General features: G+C 61.0%; 19 protein-coding genes and 1 pseudogene. 1 reads left to right on the top strand and 19 read right to left on the bottom strand.

Translation table 11 applies throughout. The annotated features are described in order from the left end of the window. Positions 1-232 precede the first annotated feature (232 nt). The 6 genes from X741_RS137250 to X741_RS137265 form a co-directional block, all read right to left on the bottom strand. Complete coding sequence (locus X741_RS137250) at positions 233-1,009, bottom strand: alpha/beta hydrolase (RefSeq protein WP_031250747.1); 777 nt, start codon at positions 1,007-1,009, stop codon at positions 233-235. A 5-nt stretch (positions 1,010-1,014) separates the two neighbouring features. Continuing rightward, the gene (locus X741_RS137255) at positions 1,015-1,545 is read right to left on the bottom strand and encodes a hypothetical protein (protein ID WP_023780848.1); all 531 of its coding nucleotides are present in this window, start codon (positions 1,543-1,545) and stop codon (positions 1,015-1,017) included. 93 nt (positions 1,546-1,638) lie between these two features. Next, complete coding sequence (locus X741_RS1000000170610; protein WP_198024018.1) at positions 1,639-1,857, bottom strand: hypothetical protein; 219 nt, start codon at positions 1,855-1,857, stop codon at positions 1,639-1,641. 31 nt (positions 1,858-1,888) lie between these two features. Then, positions 1,889-2,422: an enoyl-CoA hydratase/isomerase family protein gene (locus X741_RS01000000167330; RefSeq protein ID WP_198024017.1), complete on the bottom strand. Its 534-nt coding sequence runs from the start codon at positions 2,420-2,422 to the stop codon at positions 1,889-1,891. Between the two features lie 35 nt (positions 2,423-2,457). Continuing rightward, positions 2,458-2,892, bottom strand: a complete 435-nt coding sequence (locus tag X741_RS137260) for a nuclear transport factor 2 family protein (RefSeq protein ID WP_023780845.1) — start codon at positions 2,890-2,892, stop codon at positions 2,458-2,460. A 35-nt stretch (positions 2,893-2,927) separates the two neighbouring features. Next, positions 2,928-3,857 carry an alpha/beta hydrolase gene (locus X741_RS137265; RefSeq protein WP_023780844.1) on the bottom strand — a complete coding sequence of 310 codons (930 nt, stop codon included), beginning with the start codon at positions 3,855-3,857 and terminating at the stop codon, positions 2,928-2,930. Positions 3,858-4,021: 164 nt separating this feature from the next. On the opposite strand from X741_RS137265, the gene X741_RS137270 reads away from it, so the two are divergent. Beyond that, a complete protein-coding gene (locus tag X741_RS137270; protein WP_031250746.1) occupies positions 4,022-4,633 on the top strand; it encodes a TetR/AcrR family transcriptional regulator in 612 nt (203 codons plus the stop codon). A 391-nt stretch (positions 4,634-5,024) separates the two neighbouring features. On the opposite strand, the gene X741_RS137275 is transcribed toward X741_RS137270, so the two are convergent. The 13 genes and pseudogenes from X741_RS137275 to X741_RS0136260 form a co-directional block, all read right to left on the bottom strand. Then, positions 5,025-5,996, bottom strand: coding sequence for an amino acid ABC transporter permease (locus X741_RS137275; protein WP_023780841.1), 972 nt, complete (start codon positions 5,994-5,996; stop codon positions 5,025-5,027). A gap of 19 nt (positions 5,997-6,015) precedes the next feature. Next, positions 6,016-7,296, bottom strand: a complete 1,281-nt coding sequence (locus X741_RS137280; RefSeq protein ID WP_023780840.1) for an FAD-binding oxidoreductase — start codon at positions 7,294-7,296, stop codon at positions 6,016-6,018. Positions 7,297-7,441: 145 nt separating this feature from the next. Then, on the bottom strand, positions 7,442-8,269 hold the full coding sequence (locus X741_RS137285; protein ID WP_031250745.1) for a transporter substrate-binding domain-containing protein: 828 nt from the start codon (positions 8,267-8,269) through the stop codon (positions 7,442-7,444). Positions 8,270-8,582: 313 nt separating this feature from the next. After that, positions 8,583-10,001: an FAD-binding oxidoreductase gene (locus tag X741_RS137290; RefSeq protein ID WP_031250744.1), complete on the bottom strand. Its 1,419-nt coding sequence runs from the start codon at positions 9,999-10,001 to the stop codon at positions 8,583-8,585. A 2-nt stretch (positions 10,002-10,003) separates the two neighbouring features. Further along, complete coding sequence (locus X741_RS137295; RefSeq protein WP_023780837.1) at positions 10,004-10,861, bottom strand: PfkB family carbohydrate kinase; 858 nt, start codon at positions 10,859-10,861, stop codon at positions 10,004-10,006. After that, positions 10,858-11,712, bottom strand: a complete 855-nt coding sequence (locus X741_RS137300; protein ID WP_023780836.1) for a TIM barrel protein — start codon at positions 11,710-11,712, stop codon at positions 10,858-10,860. The genes X741_RS137295 and X741_RS137300 overlap by 4 nt, the downstream gene beginning before the upstream one ends. A 21-nt stretch (positions 11,713-11,733) precedes the next feature. Continuing rightward, positions 11,734-12,594 carry a carbohydrate ABC transporter permease gene (locus tag X741_RS137305; protein ID WP_023766288.1) on the bottom strand — a complete coding sequence of 287 codons (861 nt, stop codon included), beginning with the start codon at positions 12,592-12,594 and terminating at the stop codon, positions 11,734-11,736. Next, complete coding sequence (locus tag X741_RS137310) at positions 12,591-13,553, bottom strand: sugar ABC transporter permease (protein WP_031250743.1); 963 nt, start codon at positions 13,551-13,553, stop codon at positions 12,591-12,593. Before X741_RS137310 ends, X741_RS137305 begins: the two co-directional genes overlap by 4 nt. 7 nt (positions 13,554-13,560) lie before the next feature. Further along, a complete protein-coding gene (locus X741_RS137315; RefSeq protein WP_023780834.1) occupies positions 13,561-14,883 on the bottom strand; it encodes an extracellular solute-binding protein in 1,323 nt (440 codons plus the stop codon). Between the two features lie 28 nt (positions 14,884-14,911). Then, on the bottom strand, positions 14,912-15,925 hold the full coding sequence (locus X741_RS137320) for an SIS domain-containing protein (protein WP_031250741.1): 1,014 nt from the start codon (positions 15,923-15,925) through the stop codon (positions 14,912-14,914). Positions 15,926-16,112: 187 nt separating this feature from the next. Next, positions 16,113-17,129: a LacI family DNA-binding transcriptional regulator gene (locus X741_RS137325; RefSeq protein ID WP_023780832.1), complete on the bottom strand. Its 1,017-nt coding sequence runs from the start codon at positions 17,127-17,129 to the stop codon at positions 16,113-16,115. 138 nt (positions 17,130-17,267) lie between these two features. Then, positions 17,268-17,516: pseudogene (locus X741_RS0136265) on the bottom strand (hypothetical protein); the annotation flags it as partial. Positions 17,517-18,042: 526 nt separating this feature from the next. After that, positions 18,043-18,331: zinc-binding dehydrogenase (locus X741_RS0136260; protein WP_031250738.1), on the bottom strand; the 289-nt coding region annotated here is incomplete at its 5' end.

Genomic DNA, 18,331 nt, shown 5'->3' with positions numbered 1-18,331 from the left:
TCCGTTCCTGAACAGAAGCAGAAGGCAGCGTGAGGTGGCATCATGGATCCGATGATCGTGCTCGATTGTGAAAATTCAGAGCCCGGAAATACCCCACTCAGTGCAGTGTCGCGGACGTGCGACCAATCAGTGCTTGGTCAGAACTAGGGGTTCGAGTCCACGTGGTGGACCCCTTCTGGCAGGGAAGCCGATCGATCATCGCTGGCTCGGAGATGTCTCTCACACAGCCCGGTTATCCGGGTTGTCCTGCGGCTTTCAGAATGAGCTGGGTTATCTCGTCTGGATGAGAGATCAGTGAGAGATGACTCGCCTTGAGTTCGATTGTCTTGGCACCCATGCGCTTGGCCATGAAGCGTTCGAGATCGGGATTGATCGTCCGATCTTCCGTCGAAACGGCATAGAAACTCGGCTTCGACCGCCAGGCCGCGTGCATGGTCTTTCCCGTCAGCAGGGCCTTTTGAAACGGCTGCTGGACAGCATAGAGAATCCTGGCCTTCGCTTCCGGCAGGTCGCCAGCGAAGTCACGCAGGAACGCCGTCTCGCTGAGACGCCCCTCATCGCCGTCATAGACGATGCCGGCGGATGCCGGGGGCGTCGGAAAAGTCTTCGCCAGAGCCGTATAGTCCTCACCGGCATCCGGCGCCCGCGCCGCCACATAGACAAGGGCCGAGACGTTCGGATGAACCCCGGCTTCCGTCACGATCATTCCGGAGAATGAATGCCCAACGAGCACGGTCGGGCCGTCCTGCCGATCCAGCACGCGCTGTGCTGACGCCACTGCTTCCGGGAGCGTCGTTAGGGGATTTTGCACGGAAGTGGCGTTAAGCCCGGCCGCCTGCAAGCGCGCGATGACCTCGGACCAGCATGAGCCGTCGGCGAATAGCCCATGGACAAGGACGACATTGCGCGCCTTCGCAGGAACGGGAATTGCGGCCAGGCCACGGCTGGCGACCAGCGAGGCGGCAGCGCCGGCAACCATGGTGGCAGAGAAGGTTCGCCTGTTCATCATCCGGTTCACTCCTTCACGGCAGGCGTTGGTGGGACCGGCAGGATCACTTCGGAGGCGATCTTCCAGTTCTTTCCTACCTCTATCCAGTTCATGATCATCAGAAACGGCTTCGGCGTGCCGTCCTGACCCGCGTATGAAACCGTAATGGTTATCGGCGCATAGGATTCCGCCACGTCATGCGTCAGGCCAACGACCTTGAGCTTTGAAAAATCTGGCTGAAGCACGACTGGGCCGGATGCCGCGATAGCGTGGAGTTTTTGATCGATTGCCTCGTTGCCCCAAAAGCCTGCCCAATTCCCTTCTGACGACGGATTCGCGCTCTTTGCGACAATAACGGCCGACGGCGATTGCCAAAACATCTCGTGCAGAGCGTTCACATCATGTCGATTAGCCAGCTCCATGACCTTGGTGAACTGTGACCTGATGATCGCCAAGGTGGACGGGTCGAGAGGATCTTTATAATCGGCCGGTGCGGCGGAGACAGATTCACTGGCGAGGGCTATCAGACCGACAGCGGCAAAGAGCGTCTTGCGCATTTCAGTAATCCCTTGTGTGATTCACAGTCACTTCGCTGATGGAGCCTACCTACGGCGATCGCCGGCAAGGTTCCCTCGCTCCTGCGAACGTCTCTACTGGCCTTCGAAAGGAAAGGACGGTCGCGGCCTCCCCGCTTTCATCGCATCCACGGCCGATGCAATGCCGCCGGTTGCGTCCCGCGTATCGAAAACCGGCATTGCGATGTCGAACATTATTTCGTCGGCCGCCGCGACCCCGCCATTCGCCCAGGCGCAAAGCAACACCTTGTGCGCCGCGTAGGCGCGGGTCGGCCCCATAGCGAGTTTTTCCACGAAGGCGCGCGACTCCGCGAGCAGGTCCGCGTCAGGAAAAACTTTGTTCGCCGGCGTGCTCCATGGCTGCGGCGGAGATCTGCTCGGACGTGAGTGCCCATTCCGATGCGCGCGCGCGCCCGGCCCGTTCCGCAACGCGGTAGATACCGCCGAGCAAAGTCACGATGCCCAGCGTCTGCTCGGGATGGCCAAACCGGGCCGAGCTCGACGCGAATATCATGTCGGCGCGCAAGGCGAGCTCAAGCCCACCTCCGAAGCAAAGTCCCTGCACGGCCGCCGCGACGGGCAACGGCAGACGTTCGAACTGGTTGAATACGTCCATGTAGCGCTCGAAGGTCGCCCGGAGCTCCGAGCGGCTGCGCTCCGGCCAGGGTAAGATGTCGCCGCCAAAGCTGAAGTCAGGCCCCGCCGCGCACAGCAGTACAGCCCTGGCTTCGCTGCTTGCGATACGCGCCATCGTGGCAGCGAGCTCTTCGACCATCTGGTCTCCGATGCGGTTCTGCGGAGCGTTGTCGAGTGTGATGATTGCGACATGATGGTCGATGGTGCAGGTCAGATGGGTCATAGTGAGCGCCTCATGCTTGATATCGGTGTTGCCAGTCACTGCGCCGGGACGGGAACGATGGCCGAGATGCGCCAGCCTTCGGGGGCGCGGATCGCGAACTCGTTGACCAGAAACGTGTAGGTCACCGCTTCCTGGCCAGCCGGACCCGCGGTGATGCGCGTCGGCGCATAGATATGCGCGACGTCGGGGCCGAGCGGCACGAGTCGGATTGCTTCCTCGTCTGGCTCGAAGCGCCAAGTCCCGGTGAAGACGGTACGGAAGTGATCGATGACCGCCTCGCGCCCCCAGAAGCGATAGGCCCGGGCCACGAAGTTGACGGGATCCGGCTGCCCCGGCAGTGGTCGCGCAAGAACAGCCTCGATCACCTCAATATCATGGGCGGCCTCGCCCGCGGCTTGGCGCAAGAACAGAGCCCGAATTTCCTCTACGTCGGCCGCGTTGATCGCGGTGGAATGCTTGGCATTTGTCATAATCTCACTCGCCCCATTTGGATTGACATGAATATTTACGACCGGTGAACGACCCTGGCGCGTCGAAGCGGGTTACCGAGATGCTCGCAAAACCACTCTGTTGCGGCGCCTTCGGCGAGCGAAAACTGGTCCAGATAAGGGTCGAAATGACCGCCCGCTATCAAGGCGAGCCGTTTGGGTTCCTGCGCGCGCTCATAAGCAGCAAGCGCCAGATCGGTCACGGTCATCCGGGCGTCGCGCGCGACAATCATCATCAACGGCGTCGGCGAAACGCGGGCAATCCACTTGCCGGGTTCGTACATGCGCGCCGCCCGTGTCGAGCGCAGCGTGATCTCGTTTTCCCAAAGGCCTTCGGGAAGAGACTGAAGATAAAAATCAATGGCGTCCTGAGACCGGTAGGCGGCCGGTACCGAAGGGTCGGCGCTCACAACGGCCTGTCGGCGAGGCGCCTCTCCTCGCAACTGCGCCCGCTCATCGTCGTCGAAGGCGTGCTCCAACGTTGGCAGAGCGTCGGGCGAGATTCGTCGCAATCCCTGCTCATAGCCGCTGATCGTCGGAACTTGCGCAATGATACAGCGGAGACGTCGATCTGTGGCGCCCAGCACCAGAGCGTGTCCGCCGGCATAGCTCGTGCCCCACAAGCCGATCCGCGTTGGATCGACTTCCGGTCGCGCCTCGAGATAGGAGATTGCGCGACGCCAGTCCGCGACTTGCCGCCACGGATCGATGTCCCCTCGAAGATCTCCCCCACTCGTCCCGAAATTGCGATGATCATGGACCAGAACGACAAACCCCGCCGCGGCAAAGGCTTGGGCGAACAGCTCGATGCCGTGCTCCCTGGTCCCGGCAAAGCCGTGGGCCATCGTAATGGCCGCGCGAGCGCCAGCGCCTTCGGGCACGAACAGCCAAGCACCGAGGTCGATTCCACCTTCCGCAGGCACCGTCACGACAATTTTGCGAACCATGTCCGGTCTTCCTAACGGCAGCTTTCGCCATCGGCGCAATATTCGCTCTCTCAACCGCGCAGCATGTCTTGACGGACCGGCAGCAACGTCCCTGTTGACATGCGCGTTTGAACGGCGATAAATATCAGATGACCGGTCGTCTTTAATTAGTCAAGGGGTTTTTCATGAAATCTCATCCAGCCCGACGGGGCCCGAAGCCGAAGCCTGACACCCGGCACAATCTCGTCGCCGCGGGCATCCGGATGATTCACGCCGAGGGATATGCCGCGACTGGTATACAGAGCATCGTCGAGGGAGCCGGCACGCCCAAAGGGTCGTTCTACACCTACTTTGCCAGCAAGGAGGCGTTTGGGGCCGAGGTGATCGATGGATATTCTGAGCGCGGCCAGATCAAGCTGCGCGAGTTCCTTTGTAATCCGAAGATCGCGCCACTCGCCCGGTTGGAGGCTTTTTTTGACGACAGGATCGAGAGCTTCAGGGCCTCTAACTATGTCCGTGGCTGCTTGATGGGCAATTTCAGCGCCGAGGCTGCAGATCGCAGCTCATTGATACGCGAGCGCTTGGCTAAGCACTTCGATGCCTGGACCGGCGTAATTGAGAATTGCATTTCAGAAGCGCAGGACCAGGGGGCGATTGACCGTCAATTCACTGCATCGTCGCTGGCCCGCTTCATATTAAATAGTTGGGAGGGAACTCTATTGCGGATGCGCGCCGAAAAGAGTGACGGTCCCTTATTAGATTTTAAAGAACTCGTATTCGGTAAGATACTTGGATAAGCAGTCCACAGTACTCCCCGTCACTCCCAGCCATTCTTTTGGTTTCAAAGGGAAAATCGCTGCAATAAACATTTTGTGGTTTCACCAACGATCGGGGACCAATCGGACGATTTCTTGCACCCTCAGCCCCCGACGAGGCGCCCAAGCATCTCGAAAAGTACGTCACCACTCATTCTCTCGGATAGTCTAGCAAGCCCCATGCATGTCGCCCTCTCGAAACAGGGCGGCATTCGAGCGACACGTCATCAATCTTCCAGAGCATAGCCATTGCGATGGGAAAGCGGCTCGGTGCCGACCACCTTGATGATGACCTGGTTGGCCGCTACCAGCTTCTTCAACCTGCGGGTGACGACTACGCTACTCGCTTTGGCGAAATCATGGAGGACGAGGATCAGCGCTTGAGTGAGCGCCCGAACCGGTCCTCGATCCGCGACTGCAGGAACTCGAGTCCCATCGAGAGCAGCCAATAGATCATCGAGGCGGTGATGAGCATCTCGATGTGGCGAAACTCGGTCTGGCCCTGTGTGCGTGCGAGGTACATGATCTCCCACACCCCGACCACGGAGACCAGCGAAGAATCCTTCAACATCGCAATGAACTGGTTGCCGGTCGGCGGCACGATGACACGCATCGCCTGCGGCAGGATGACCAGGAACATCGTCTGGTTGGCGCTAAGGCCGAGTGCCGTAGCACCCTCGGTCTGGCCGCGCGAGATGCTTTCGATGCCGGCACGGAAAATCTCGGTCATGTACGCGCCGTAGCAGAGCGACAGCGCCATGATGCCGGCCGGCACTGCGCCTATCACGTAGCCAATCTGCGGCAGGCCGAGATAGATAATGTAGATCTGCATCAGCAGCGGCAAGCCACGAAATAGAGAGGTATAGAAGGTTGCCAAGCCATAGACCACGCCGTTGCGGGAAAGTTTGGCGATGGCGCCCACGAAGGCGATGAGGGTGGCGATCGCGATCGAAATGGCCGAGATGTAGAGGGTTGTCACTACGCCCTTGGAGACGAGGAAGCCAATCTTTTTGGCGATGAACGCGAACGACAGGTCGAAGGAGTAGAAAAACAGCATTAACAGCACGAACAGCTCTATCCACACCGCCACAATCTGCTGTTTGCGGCTGAGATACCGCAACGCGTTCCAGTTCGCCGCCACGATCGATGCAATCAGCACCGCCGAGACCGCCCGCCCGACCTCAGGGTTGGCGGCGAGCCACCCGACTGCCCCCGGAACAAGCTTCCCGAGCCAACTGGCTTTGATGCCGAGCCCGTACAAGCCGGCGGCGATGGTGGCGAGCACGAAGAACACGCCAACACGGCGCGCCGCGTCCGGGTGGTTGAGCAACAGTCGGCCGATCACGTCCTCGATCTCCCTGTGGTCAGCGGGCGCGCTCGCGCCACCAATCCTGTGCCTGCAGCTTCCAGTAGGTAAGTTGCGCGACCGCAAGTCCAGCCGGTCCGCCCGCCCAGGCAAGCCCAAATGGTGCGAACAGCCGGTAGCGGTCCGATTCTCCCAATATGGCTTCGGCGATCAGCTTGCCGGCAATTGCCGTGGTGTTGATGCCATGGCCACCAAAAGCCGTGAGGTACCAGACGCCCGGCTGCAACGCGCCGATTTGGGGCATCAGGTGACGGGCATAAGACATGAGCCCGGACCAGGCGAGTTCGGTCTTGAGCTTTTCGAGCTGCGGATAGGTGGTGACCATCTCGCGGCGCAATTGCCTCGCCAACACGCTAGGTGAGGCTGCCCGCGTGGTGATGCGCCCGCCCCAGAGCAGCCGTCTGCCGTCTTCGACAATGCGGTAATAATCGCCAGCGCGACGGTTGTCGCCAACGGCGTCGGTTGTCGTAATCGCCTCGGCGATCAGGTCAGGCGCATCCTCGCTCACCATGACGTAAGTGGCGATAGGCAGGAATGCCCGCTTCAGGCGGCCGACCAGTGGCCCCGTGTAGCCACCGGTGGCAAATACGGCCTGGCGGGCGCGCACGTCACCGCCGTCGGTGCGCACGATCTTTTCCGCGCCGTCAAGGTTGGCTTCAACGGCCCCGGATCTCTCGTGGATCCTGCCACCCAGCCGTTCGATCTCGACCGCGACAGCGCGCAGATAGTTGAGTGGATGCATGTGGAAGGCGTTGGGGTCGCGCAGGCCTTGATGATAGCGCTCGGAATGCAGCACCGTTCGCACCTTTTCGCGCTCGAGATAGTTGAGCCGATAGTTGAAATCCCGCGCCAGTTGCTCGGCATATGCCTTGAGCGCGACGCCGCCATCATGGCGAAGCACGCTCAACATACCGGAGCGCGGCTCCGCCGCCTTGATGTCGAGATCACGGATCGTCTTCCGCACGAAATCGACGCCTTCGATGGACAAGCGGTGCAGTTTTTGTGCCGCGTCCACGCCGGCCATCGCGGCGATGCTGTCGGTGCCGGTGGCGAAACCGGGATTGACGAAGCCCCCATTGCGACCGGAAGCGCCAAAGCCGATGCGTTGCGCCTCAAGCACGACGACCTGCTGGCCGGCGCGAGCCAGCTGCAACGCCGTCGTCAGGCCGGCCAATCCGCCGCCGACAACGACTGTTTCGCACTCGGAAACGTCGCGCAACGGCGGTCTGATGGTGTTGTCGACAAGCGTGCGCCGGTAATAAGTGTCAGGATATGTCATGATTGGCATGATGAGGTGGCGGCACTAGAGCGTTTTGCGGTCAGGCGGAGCCGCCCGGTTTCGTTGAAATGCGGCTGAAACAAAAGAGATGGCGTGGGATGTCAATTTGAAATGCATCCCGCTCACGCTTCGTCCACGACGCTCCTCAGTCGGCGCTGTAATCCTTGCCGTACCACTTTGTGGTCAGCTTCGTGAGGGTACCGTCCTTCTTCATCTCGTCGAGAATGCCGCCGATCTTGGCATTCCACTCGGCATCACCTTTTTCCGCGATCACCACCAGTGGCTCACGGAAGGCATAGCCGCCCTCCAGAATACGCAACGGGTAACCGTTCTTTATCGCGTTCTGAGCTGTCTGTTCTGGTGCGATGACCGCGTTGAGGCGCACGCCGTCGCCGAGCCTCAAATCATCGAACGGCAGCATTGAATCTGCGAAAGTCCTGATCTCACCGGGCTCCAGCTTGTATTCGATGGGCGGCAGGCCGGGGGCATCAATCTCGAGCTGTCTGCGGATGAAATCCTCCGACGTGGTGGCAGTCTCGACGCCAATGATCTTACCGTTCAGGTCGACGACCGATTTGGCCGGGCTGTCCTTGTGAACCACATAAACGTAGGGGCTGTAATAGTAGACGCCTTCGAAATCGATTACCTTGGCCCGCGCCTTGGTCGGCGTTACCGAGCCGACCCCCAGATCGTAGCGCCCCTGCCAATGGCCGCCTGTCATCGTCGCCCAGTCCGGCGTGTCGAAACTGACCTCGACACCGAGGCGCCTTGCGATCTCCTTTGAGACATCAATGTCGAAGCCGACCAACTGATTGCTGTCGTCGAGGAAACTCTGCGGCGGCCAGCCGCTGTTTGTGGCGACGACCATCGCCTTCTTCGAGGTAACCCGGTCCATGGTTTCACCCGCCGACGCCGCAGACGCTAACGCAAGCGTGGTGGTGGCCAGCGCCAGCCACGTGATCAATTTCCTCACCTAAACCTCCCTGTTCATCCTCATTCAAACAATGCTCCCCAACCTCCCCGTAGAGAAAGAGTTAACTTGAGAGCGCCACATGAGATCGATCTCATATCGAATTAGGCACACATATCGGCGAGGCGATCAAGCCCTTTTTTAGCGATTGGAAAGAAACCCAGGCCAGCTTCTTTTTTGCCGCGCCGCGCCAACGATCGGAGCTACAGCGACGCTTCGGCGGCATTGTCGTGAAGTTTTCGTGACTTGCATCAAGCGCAGGTCGGCCATCGTGTCCTCCTCGGCAGCGTCACGGACAAGACGCTTTGGCCGCCGCCTATTTCTTCCGGCGGCCCGGCTTCAGCCCAGCCAGCAGATTGGTGATCCGGTCCGCCTTGCGGTTGTGGATCTCGGCTTCGTTCTTGCGGCGCACCGCGCCGCGGACGAGCTTGGCGCCGAGGTAGCGGAATGGCTCGGGCGGCAGCGACATGCGTCGCTCGATGCCGACCAGACCGCTGGCGCTCCAGCGATCCTTTCGCTCCAGCACCAGGCTGGCTAGGATGCGTCCGCCAATCGGCGTCTGCGCGATGCCGGTTCCGTTGAACCCCATACCGTAGAAGATGTTGGGATATCCGCGCAGATGATCGAACACCGGAACGTGTTCGGGCACACAGTCGATTGGACCTGACCAGTCATACTCGACCGCCACGCCACGCAGCGACGGATAGACCCGGTGCAGCTCTCGCACATTGTCGCGGCCGTGCTGCGGGCTGCGATTGAAGCTGGCGCCGAAATTCCCCCTGAAGGCAACGGTACCGCTGCCGCGACCGAAGACCACCCTGCCCGGGCTGGTGCGTTGATAATACAGTACCTGCGCCTGCGCATCGCAGATCGATGCGCCGTCGCGCCAGCCAATGCTGTCGAGCAGTTCGGGCACGGCCGCGGTGGCGATGACCTCGCTGCCGACGACGTAGAGATGACGTCGCAGTTCCGGCAAAGCCGAGAGCCATGCGTTGGCGGCAAGCACGACCTTCTCCGCTTGGACTGTGCCCTGCGCGGTGCGCGCCTTGCATATCCTTCCGGGTTCAATGTCGAGGACGGGGCTGCGCTCGTGAATGGTCACGCCGCGTGCCAACGCCAGATCTCGCAATCCGACTGCCAGCTTGGCTGGATGGACCGTGCCTGCATTGGTCTCCACGACGCCCACATAGGAGGCAGACGAACCGGTCCTGCGTTCGATCTCCTCGGCCATCATCGGCTTGAAACGGTTTTCTCCGACCGCCGCCGCCATGCCGACGGCCTTGTCCCAGGCGCCTTCCTGGGCAATCGAGCTCGCCGTCCACAACCATCCATCCAGCCGTAGATCCATGTCGATCGTACCGTCTCGTTGAAGAGTTTTCAGCTCCGCAATCGACGCCACGGTATCGGCGCAGAGCTGCCGCGCCTCTTCCAGGCCGACGACGGCGCTGATTTGATCGAGTTCAGCGAACCACGAGTGGACCTGGCCGCCGTTGCGCCCCGAAGCGCCCGAACCGCAGAGGTCGGCCTCAAGCACGACGACCCGTGTTTCCGGAGCAAGCTCGCGGATACGCAGCGCCGTCCACAAACCGGTGTAACCGCCACCGACGATCAGCACTTCGGCGCGCTGATTCCCCTGTAACGGCTCGGTGACCGCGTCGGCGCCGATATCCTGCAGCCAGAACGAGCGGTCGGAAGGGAGCGCTACCGCCGGCTGGCGCAAACGAAATGTCGTCACGGTCAAGCTCCCAAGGCGTCGATGATGAATCTGGCGTATTTGGTTGGCAGCCAGTCCGGTATGGGACGCGGCTTCTGCGGAAACCCGCCGAGATGCGTGCAGGTCCGCGCCGCCGCCACCGCGGCGGCGTGCAGCGCTTCGGCTGGCCGCAGACCTTCGAACCGGAACGCGGTCAGGAATGTCGCGATGAAACTGTCGCCGGCGCCGCATGTGTCGACCACGTCGACAATCTTGGCCGGCGCATGCACGACAGCCTGGCCGTCGTCGAAATAGGAGCCGCGCCGCCCGCAGGTCACGACAACCTGCCTTGCACCAGCGGCCCTGAGCGCGGTGAGCAACGGCTCGACCGGTCGATCGACCTCATCTGGACCGGAGGCGAAGAGCAGCGGCACTCCCTCGAGCGGCAGCGCCAGGTGCGCCGTCGAGACGTCGATGCTGAACGGGACATCATCCGCGACCAATCGGCGAAGGAGGTCCTTGTTGGCGTTGGTGCCGAGATGCACCCAGTCAGCGGCGGCGACAACCGCATAGTGCTCCGGCGTCGGCATGTAGTTTTCACCAACTCCGAAGGATTCGTGGAGAAACTTCCGGTCGCCGGATTCGTCGCGAAGCAAGGTGACGGCCGTGTCACCAGGGCGGCGTTCGACATCGTCCGGCGACAGGCCGACGCCGCTAAGCTCGGAAAGCACCACCTCGCCCTCTGGGTCCTCGCCGACGGCTCCGAAATACCTTGCTGCCCAGCCATTGCGTCGCCATTGCGCGGCGACGTTGAGCGCGTTGCCGCCGACCGTGAGCAGGCCGTTGGTGAGGTAGGCGTCCAGACAATTGTCGCCGACTGCCACCAGATTCGGCGGAGTCATGCTGGCACCGTTGCGCGATTTAGATAGGGCTCTATCGCGTCGAGGCAGCGTGTCCAGGCCCTTACCGGATCCAGTGCGTAGGAGCCGTTGCCAAAGGGCTCGAAGGTGAGCTTTCCCGCATAGCCGAGGCGCGCCAGTTCGCTGACATAGTCGCCGAGCGGCAGCGTCCCGTCGCCCCACACCAGATGCCCGCCTGGTGTGCCGTCGACAAGATGGACGTGTGCCAGCCGTGCGCCGAACAGATCGACATACCCGGCTACGGTGTCGCCGGCGGTGGCCATGGCCACGCAATCCAGCACGATGTCGATGTTTTCCGCGCCCAACGCGTCCAGCATTCGGCGCAGACCCGCCGCGTCGTTGACGATGTTGCTCTCGAAGCGCTGCAACGGCTCAAGCAGGCAGCGCACACCGACGTCGTCGGCATGTCCGGCTATCGCGCCAAGTGCCTCCACCGAGCGATCCCACACCGAATTCGTGGCTTCGTCCTCGTAGCCCCGACCGGGCGTCAGGAACAGATAGCGCGCGCCCAGCGCTGCGCAGATATCAGCGGCATGGCAGAACCGCTTGATGCTGTCACGGCGCAGATCCGGGTCGCCCGAAGCGATGTTGATCGGATACAGCACCTGCTCAGGAGTGAAGCACCAGGCAGACAGGCCGTTATCGGCGAGCACCCGGCGGACAGAATCGATGCCCGCGTCGGTGGCGTGGAAGAGGTCGAGGTGCTGGGCAATGCCCCATAATTCGATCTCTTTCATGCCGAAGTCGCGGATCAGCTTGGCTACCCGTTCGAACGGAAAGTGCTGGAAGCTGAAATTGGCTCCGATCAGCTGATGGAATGCAAGCTGCGGCATGAAGGCTCCTTTCGGGAATGGCTACTTGCCGATGCCTTCGGACAGCCCACGAATGAAGTAGCGCTGCGCGGCAAAGAACACGATTACGATGGGCAGGGCCGAGATCGTCATGGCGGCGAACACCACGGCATAGTTAGTCCCGTGCGTTGCCATGATCGACGTGAGGCCGACGGGCAGCGTCTGCACGTCGCTGCCGCTCGTGAAGATCATGGCGAACAGATATTCGTTCCAGGCGAACAGGACATGCAGGATGACGCACGAGATGATGATCGGGCGGCACAATGGCAGGGTTATGCGCCAGAAGATCTGGCCCTCGCTGGCGCCGTCCATCGTCGCCGCCTCGTCGAGATCGCTGGGTAGATCCAGCATGTAGGCGCGGATGAGAAAGGTTGTGAACGGCACCCGGAACGCGGTGTATAGAATGATCAGCGCCCAGTAGGTGTTGTAGAGCCCGAGCGCCTGCAGCATCTTCACCAAGGGAATGATTGCCACGGTGGGACTGAGCATCAGCCCGCCTAGCACAATGGCGACGACCAACGGTTTTGCGGGCATCCTGGTCCGGGTCAGTCCGAAAGCGGTCCAGGCGCTGATGAGAACGGTGCATATGGCGGAGGCGACAGTCACCAGGACGGAGACGGTTACATAGCCGCGAACGCCCTGGTTCCAGGCCTGCACATAATTGTTCCACGACCAATGGGCAGGCAGGGCGAAGGGATCGCCGAAGATCTGCGCATTATCCTTGAAGCCGCTAAGCGCCATCCAGATCAGTGGATAGATGACGACGACGCCGAGACAGACGAGGAATGAATAGAGCGATGTCCTGGCAATGACTGACCATAGATTGACATGCCGGGCCCGCCCGACTGCGACCGTCGCACTCATAGCTGCACCCTGCGGCGCTTCGTGTACCAGAGCTGTGCCGCGCCGGTGAGCATGGTCAGCACGAAAATGACGGCCGCAATCGCCGCGCCGTAGCCGAAATTGTCCTCGATGAACGCCTTCTGGTAGAGCCATGTGCCCAGCACCTGGCTGCTGTTGTTGGGCCCGCCGGCGGTCATCACCATGACCTCGTTGAAGACCTGGAAAGCGCCGGTGATGGTGACGATGATCATCAGCCCGGTCATTTCCCGGGTCAGTGGAAAGGTGATGCTCCACAAGCGGCGAAGCGGGCCGGCGCCATCAATTGTGGCTGCGTCGTAGAGGTCGCGCGGGATTTTTTGAATGGCGATGGCAAACAGCAGCGTCGAGTAGCCGAAGCCCTGCCATTGGCTCATGGCAATGATGGCGTAGATGGCGGTGTGCTCGTTGCCGAGCCAGGGCATGACGAACTGGCTGAGACCTGCGCGGCTCAGAACCGCATCCAGCAGACCGATCTGCGGCTGGTAGATGAAGTAGAACAGCAGGCCGGTCACGGTGATCGATATGGCCGAAGGCACGAAGTACAGGGCGCGCCACAGACGGCGCCAGCGTTCGCTCCTTAGATCCTCGATGATCGCCGCCAGCAGGAACGCGCCGAAGACCTGGAACACGACGGAGATGACGGCGTAGAGGCAATTGTTCCAGAGCGCGACCAGCACGACGGGGTCGTGCAGAAGCCGGTCGTAATTGGCGAGGCCGACATTGGTCTCTTCACCGGTATAGATATCCTGATCGGTGGTGCTGACGATAAAGTTGTCAACGATCGGATAGTAGACGAACCAGCCGATGAGGATCAGTGCCGCTGCCGCCCATCGAAACGACAACAGGTTGCCGAAGCGCACCCGCAGGCTTCTTGGCCTCTGCGATCTGGCAGCGCCGTGAACCACGGCGCCGCTCTCTATTGTGTCCGATGTCCTGGCCATGGTCCGCTTATTTGGCTGCGGATGCGGCCTTGCGCACCTCGCCCATCACTTGCTCGGGCGTCATCGAACCGCCCGCCAGTGCCTGCAGGCTGGACAGCCAGACGGCGGCGACGCGCGGCGGATTGGCCGTGTCCAGCCAGGGCATGAGGTACGAGGCCGCGTTGATGTCCTTGAGACCGTCGACCACAGCCGCGCTCATATTCTTTTCCGAGGCGCCGCCGATGGTCGCGCTCGGCTGGCCATAAGGTGGCGCTGACAGGATTTGCGCGTTTTCCTTCGAGGTAACGAATTTCATGAAGTCGATCGCCAACGGGATGTTCTTCGACGCCGCGCTGATCATGTAGCCTTCCGGCGCGCCCTCGATCGACTTGAGGTCACCCTTGGCGCCAGCCGGTACGGGCAGCCTGAAAAAGCCGAAATCGGCGGGCTTGAGCGCCGAATCCGACGTGGCGGCCTGATCGAACTCGATGATCTCTTGATAGTACATGGCCGACTGCCCGTTGGTGAACGCCTGGAGAGCCGAGGCATAGGATGTGCCGTTGACGCCAGCGCCGTCAGTGCAACGCTCGACAAGCTGACTGAACTGCTTGAGCGCCGCGACATAGCCCGGATCGGTATATTCAGCCGTGGTCGGATCGAAGTCGCGTTCCAGCGTTGCCTGCGGCACATTGTAGGCGAGCAGCTGGCCCGCAAAGTGGATCGCCGGCCAGGCCTCCTTGTTACCGAACGAAATCGGTGTCGCGCCGGACTTGCGGATGGCGTCGCAACTGGTCAGCAATTCCTCGAAGCTGGCTGGCGCCTTCAGGCCGAGCTTGCCGAATATCTGCTTGTTGTAACCCACGAACTTGGCGTCTTGGTAAAGCGGGATGCCATAGAACTTGCCATTGTATTGGAACGCTTTGACGGCCGCGGGAGAAAGCGTCTTGCCCCACTCGGTATGGGGACCGATGACGGCGCTCAGGTCGACGGCGCGATTGCCCCGCACGAAATTGCCGCCCCAACTGCCCGTCCAGGAGAAATAGACATCGGGCAGCGAGTTCGAAGCGACCAGGGTCTTGGTCTTGCCCTTCACGCTGTCGTCGCTCTCCTGGATGAGTTCGACCTTCACGCCCGGATGGAGCTTTTCGTATTGCTGCGCCACGTTGACGAAGTAAGGCGACAGTTGCTGCAGCCCGAACTTGGTCAGCACCGAGAGTGTGCCGGTGTACTCCACCTTGGCGCTAGGATCGGCCGCGACCGCAACTGAGGCGGCGGAACTGCCGCCGATCGAAAAACCGAATGATGATACCGCGGCCACTGTGACCGTCACGACTTGCAGCGAACGTTTCATAAGCAGCTCCTTCAAAGGTGAGAGGGGATCAGTATTCAACGCGTTTGTAGTAGCGACGGGTGGTCAGCGGGTGATTGCGCAGCACTTCGAGATGCGCGCTCAGTCGCTCGAGCAGGGTGGCGAGCAGTACCGGCGAGATCATGCCGCGCACCTCTTGGGAGATGCCCGGCAGCTGGACCGAAGCAGCATCCAGCGTACGGACGCGGTCCGTGTAGCGCCTGGCGAAATTCTCGACCCGGTCGGCCAGTGGGCGAAGGCGATCCTCGCCCTTGAACACGAAGACGCTGACGCCCGGCTCGACGAGTTCGAGCGTGCCGTGGAAAAAGTCGGCGGCATGCACTGGGCGGGTCCGGATCCACTGCATCTCTTCAAGGATGCACATGCCGTAATAGTTGGCTTCCGGCCACACCGAGCCGGCGCCGGTAAAGATGTGGTAGGTCTCGTCCTTGATTGTCGCGGCCAGTTCGGCGGCTTTGTCCTCGAAGGCGGCCTTCGCATCGGCAAGAAGGCCGGGAAGAAGCTGAAGTTCCGCGACACTAGCGTCGAAATTGTCACATTCGCCGCGCTCGGCCAGCAGTGCCAGGACGATCAGCAGCGTCTGCAGGTAGAATGATTCCGATGAGGTGTCGTCTTCGGCGAAGTTCGTGAAATTGTGGTCTGCTTCCTGTGCGATCGGGGTGTCCGAATGACCGGTGAGCGAGATCGTTCGCACGCCACGCCTTTTCAGGAACGCCATGAGCTCCACGCCTTCCTTGGTCGTGCCTGACAGCGAGGGAATGACGACCGCAGCCTTGTTGTCGAGGCCGGCCGGCGGATCGAGCACGACCTGTGCCGGATATTCGGCGCTCACCGGGAACGTGGAGTAGCATTTCGCCAGTTCGATCGCAGGCAGAGTGAGAAGCTGCACACCGCCGGTGCCCATGAAAAACAGCCTCTCGACGCCGTCCGCAAGCAGCGCGCGCATGAGCGTGCGCGCCTCGCCAGCTATGGAAACGGCCCCGCTCTGTATCCTTACGAAGCGATCCCTATCGAAATTCAACATGTCGTTCTTCCTTGTACTCGCATTCGGCGGAATCCTACCGGGCCGCCAAAATCGAGGCGCCGTCCAGCCAGCCTTTGATTAACCGTTAGGTTGTGAGATCGATCTCACATCCAAATAATGGCCATGCTTTTTTGCGGTTGGCAAGCCCCCCCGCGAGCAAATGTCTGAAACGGAAGTTCTGTGCCGGTCAGCGCAGGTGTGCGACCGAGCCACGAATGACGAGGCGCGTCGGGAACCGGATGTGACGCGGCGCAACTTTCTTTCCGGCGAGCCGTTCGAGCAGCAGCTTGGCCGCGAGCGGTCCGATCTCGGAGATGGGCTGGGCTACGACGGTGATCTGCGGATCGGTGAAAGTGGCGAGATTGAAGTCGTCGAAGCCGACCAGTGACACGTCGTTGGGGATTGCGAGCCCCAGTGAGCGCAGGCCGAGAAGGGCGCCTTGGGTCATCATGCTGTCCACCGTGAAAAGCGCTGTAGGACGGTTACGTCGGCTGAACAGGCGGATGGTGGCTTCGACGGCATGTTCGACCGTGGAGCGCGACACGCTGATCAGCGATTCATCCAGCGCGATGCCATGCGACTGCAGTGAGTTCCGGTACCCGGCAAGACGCTCCTGCGCGGTGAAGATACGGGATTCGTCGCGCAACAGCCCGATCCGTTTGTGACCGTTGGCGACTAGGTAATCCACGGCCTCGCCCGCGCCGCCCTCGTTGTCGACGCCGACGCTGTCGCAGTGCACCTCTTTGACGACGCGGTCGATCAGCACGACCGGTGCGCCGTCACGCACCAGCCGCACGATGTGCTCGCTGTCGGTCGCTGAGGTTGGCGCCAGGATGAAGCCGCGAATGCTCAGTGAGCGCAGACTCTCCAGCAGCTCCTTTTCCTGTTCGATATTCTCTTCGCTGCTTGCGATCAGCAGGTTGTGCCGGTGCTTGCGCAATTCCACCTCGATGTCGTGAGCGATGCGCGCGAAGAACGGATTCTGGATGTCGCCGGGCACGAAGCCGACGATCGGCAACTGACCGCTGCGGAGGGCCTGCGCTACGAGATTGGCCCGATAACCCAGTCTTTCAGCCGCCTCCAGCACCCGAAGTGCGGTCTCGTCGCCGACATAACCGTAGCTGTTGAGCGCCCGCGCGGCCGTAGCGCGCGATACATTGGCCGCGGCAGCAACGTCCCTCAAGGTGATCCCCTTCTGCGTCACGGCTACTTGTCCTCCTGCGAAGCTGACATTGCTCGGGCGTGTTCCGGCTCGGCGTTGCATTTATCGTTGTGCGGCATATCGGCGAATTCTCAAACTGCCAACACAGCTTGTGCACCCTCTTTCCCCAAAGGGCCTGTGTCATCGATTTTGGAAGACCGGATTTTCGAACTCTGGCCGATCGGCAAATGCCAGGACATCAGCCACAGACACATGGGGCTTCTGCGGCCCGTTGCCAGTTCGCTGCAGTCCGACGGTCAACAACCCTTCGGCCAGGCCGAAATTCCGGTGCACGGCTTCGGCGTCGAAACCCGATGATCGGCATCGAATCCAGGGCAGCGAGCGAGCTGCATAGATGATCGCCGCGGAGCCTTGCGTCTCCAGTTTCATAAACAACTCCGGTTATAGAAAGCGCGACAATCTGTTGCCCGCCGGCGACCATCCTGAACGGACCGGCAGCTTTCAGGAAAGATGGCAGCCCGCCTGAACGAGAGTGATGAGGCGCATTGCTGCTATTCGGGAGAAGATAAATGCGGCCAGCGAACGGCTGGATCAGCTTCTTGAATCAATTCGGGCGAACCGCTTCGTAACCCTTTGACCAATAACCTCTGAGGGTCAACGTTTTCGACAGAAAATCAGTACGTTAGCGGCTGGTTCGCCAACCCATATCTCTCGTATTCTCTCGTATGGTCTGGCGAACCAAAGGACCAAGAAGATGACTAGTTTTTACCGGAGCGGTGCCTCAGTTCTATCCACAAAGAAGGTCAATCAATGCATACCGACCATAACGCTACGAGCGCGGCCGCATTGGGGCCGGGAGCGGACTTTCGACTTTTGATTCCGAGCAGGAAACTGCCGTTCCAGTGCCGACTTCATGTTGACTGGGGAGAGAGGAACCACCCTGCCCCCCGAGCCCTCACTGACGAGCACGGATGACCGTTTTCCCCGTGCGTCGCTCGGTCGAGCTGAAGGCGGCGACCGCCTCGTCGAGGGTCGCGACTTTGCCGATGTTCGCCCGCAGTCGCCCGTCGCACACCCGCTTGATGATCTCGCTCAGTTGGCCGCGATCAGCTTCGACGACGAAGTCAACCGTCAGGCCATCTGCAGGTCGAATATCCGTCGGTCCGACGATTGTCACAAGCGATCCTCCGGCCCGGATCAGGGCTGCGGACCGCTTCTGGATATCGCCGCCGATGACGTCGAAC

Origin of the sequence: Mesorhizobium sp. LNHC221B00 (assembly GCF_000502935.1) — a bacterium.
In the GTDB taxonomy this organism is placed as follows: domain Bacteria; phylum Pseudomonadota; class Alphaproteobacteria; order Rhizobiales; family Rhizobiaceae; genus Mesorhizobium; species Mesorhizobium opportunistum.
The sequence above is the reverse complement of the archived record's forward strand: the minus strand, read 5'-3'. Positions and strand labels throughout refer to the sequence as shown.

Excerpts from the sequence above, each read along its gene's own strand:
- X741_RS137250 (WP_031250747.1), bottom strand. The coding sequence starts at position 1,009 with ATGATGAACAGGCGAACCTTCTCTGCCACCATGGTTGCCGGCGCTGCC.
- X741_RS137255 (WP_023780848.1), bottom strand. The coding sequence starts at position 1,545 with ATGCGCAAGACGCTCTTTGCCGCTGTCGGTCTGATAGCCCTCGCCAGT.
- X741_RS01000000167330 (WP_198024017.1), bottom strand. The coding sequence starts at position 2,422 with ATGACCCATCTGACCTGCACCATCGACCATCATGTCGCAATCATCACA.
- X741_RS137260 (WP_023780845.1), bottom strand. The coding sequence starts at position 2,892 with ATGACAAATGCCAAGCATTCCACCGCGATCAACGCGGCCGACGTAGAG.
- X741_RS137265 (WP_023780844.1), bottom strand. The coding sequence starts at position 3,857 with ATGGTTCGCAAAATTGTCGTGACGGTGCCTGCGGAAGGTGGAATCGAC.
- X741_RS137270 (WP_031250746.1), top strand. The coding sequence starts at position 4,022 with ATGAAATCTCATCCAGCCCGACGGGGCCCGAAGCCGAAGCCTGACACC.
- X741_RS137280 (WP_023780840.1), bottom strand. The coding sequence starts at position 7,296 with ATGACATATCCTGACACTTATTACCGGCGCACGCTTGTCGACAACACC.
- X741_RS137295 (WP_023780837.1), bottom strand. The coding sequence starts at position 10,861 with ATGACTCCGCCGAATCTGGTGGCAGTCGGCGACAATTGTCTGGACGCC.
- X741_RS137300 (WP_023780836.1), bottom strand. The coding sequence starts at position 11,712 with ATGCCGCAGCTTGCATTCCATCAGCTGATCGGAGCCAATTTCAGCTTC.
- X741_RS137305 (WP_023766288.1), bottom strand. The coding sequence starts at position 12,594 with ATGAGTGCGACGGTCGCAGTCGGGCGGGCCCGGCATGTCAATCTATGG.
- X741_RS137310 (WP_031250743.1), bottom strand. The coding sequence starts at position 13,553 with ATGGCCAGGACATCGGACACAATAGAGAGCGGCGCCGTGGTTCACGGC.
- X741_RS137315 (WP_023780834.1), bottom strand. The coding sequence starts at position 14,883 with ATGAAACGTTCGCTGCAAGTCGTGACGGTCACAGTGGCCGCGGTATCA.
- X741_RS137320 (WP_031250741.1), bottom strand. The coding sequence starts at position 15,925 with ATGTTGAATTTCGATAGGGATCGCTTCGTAAGGATACAGAGCGGGGCC.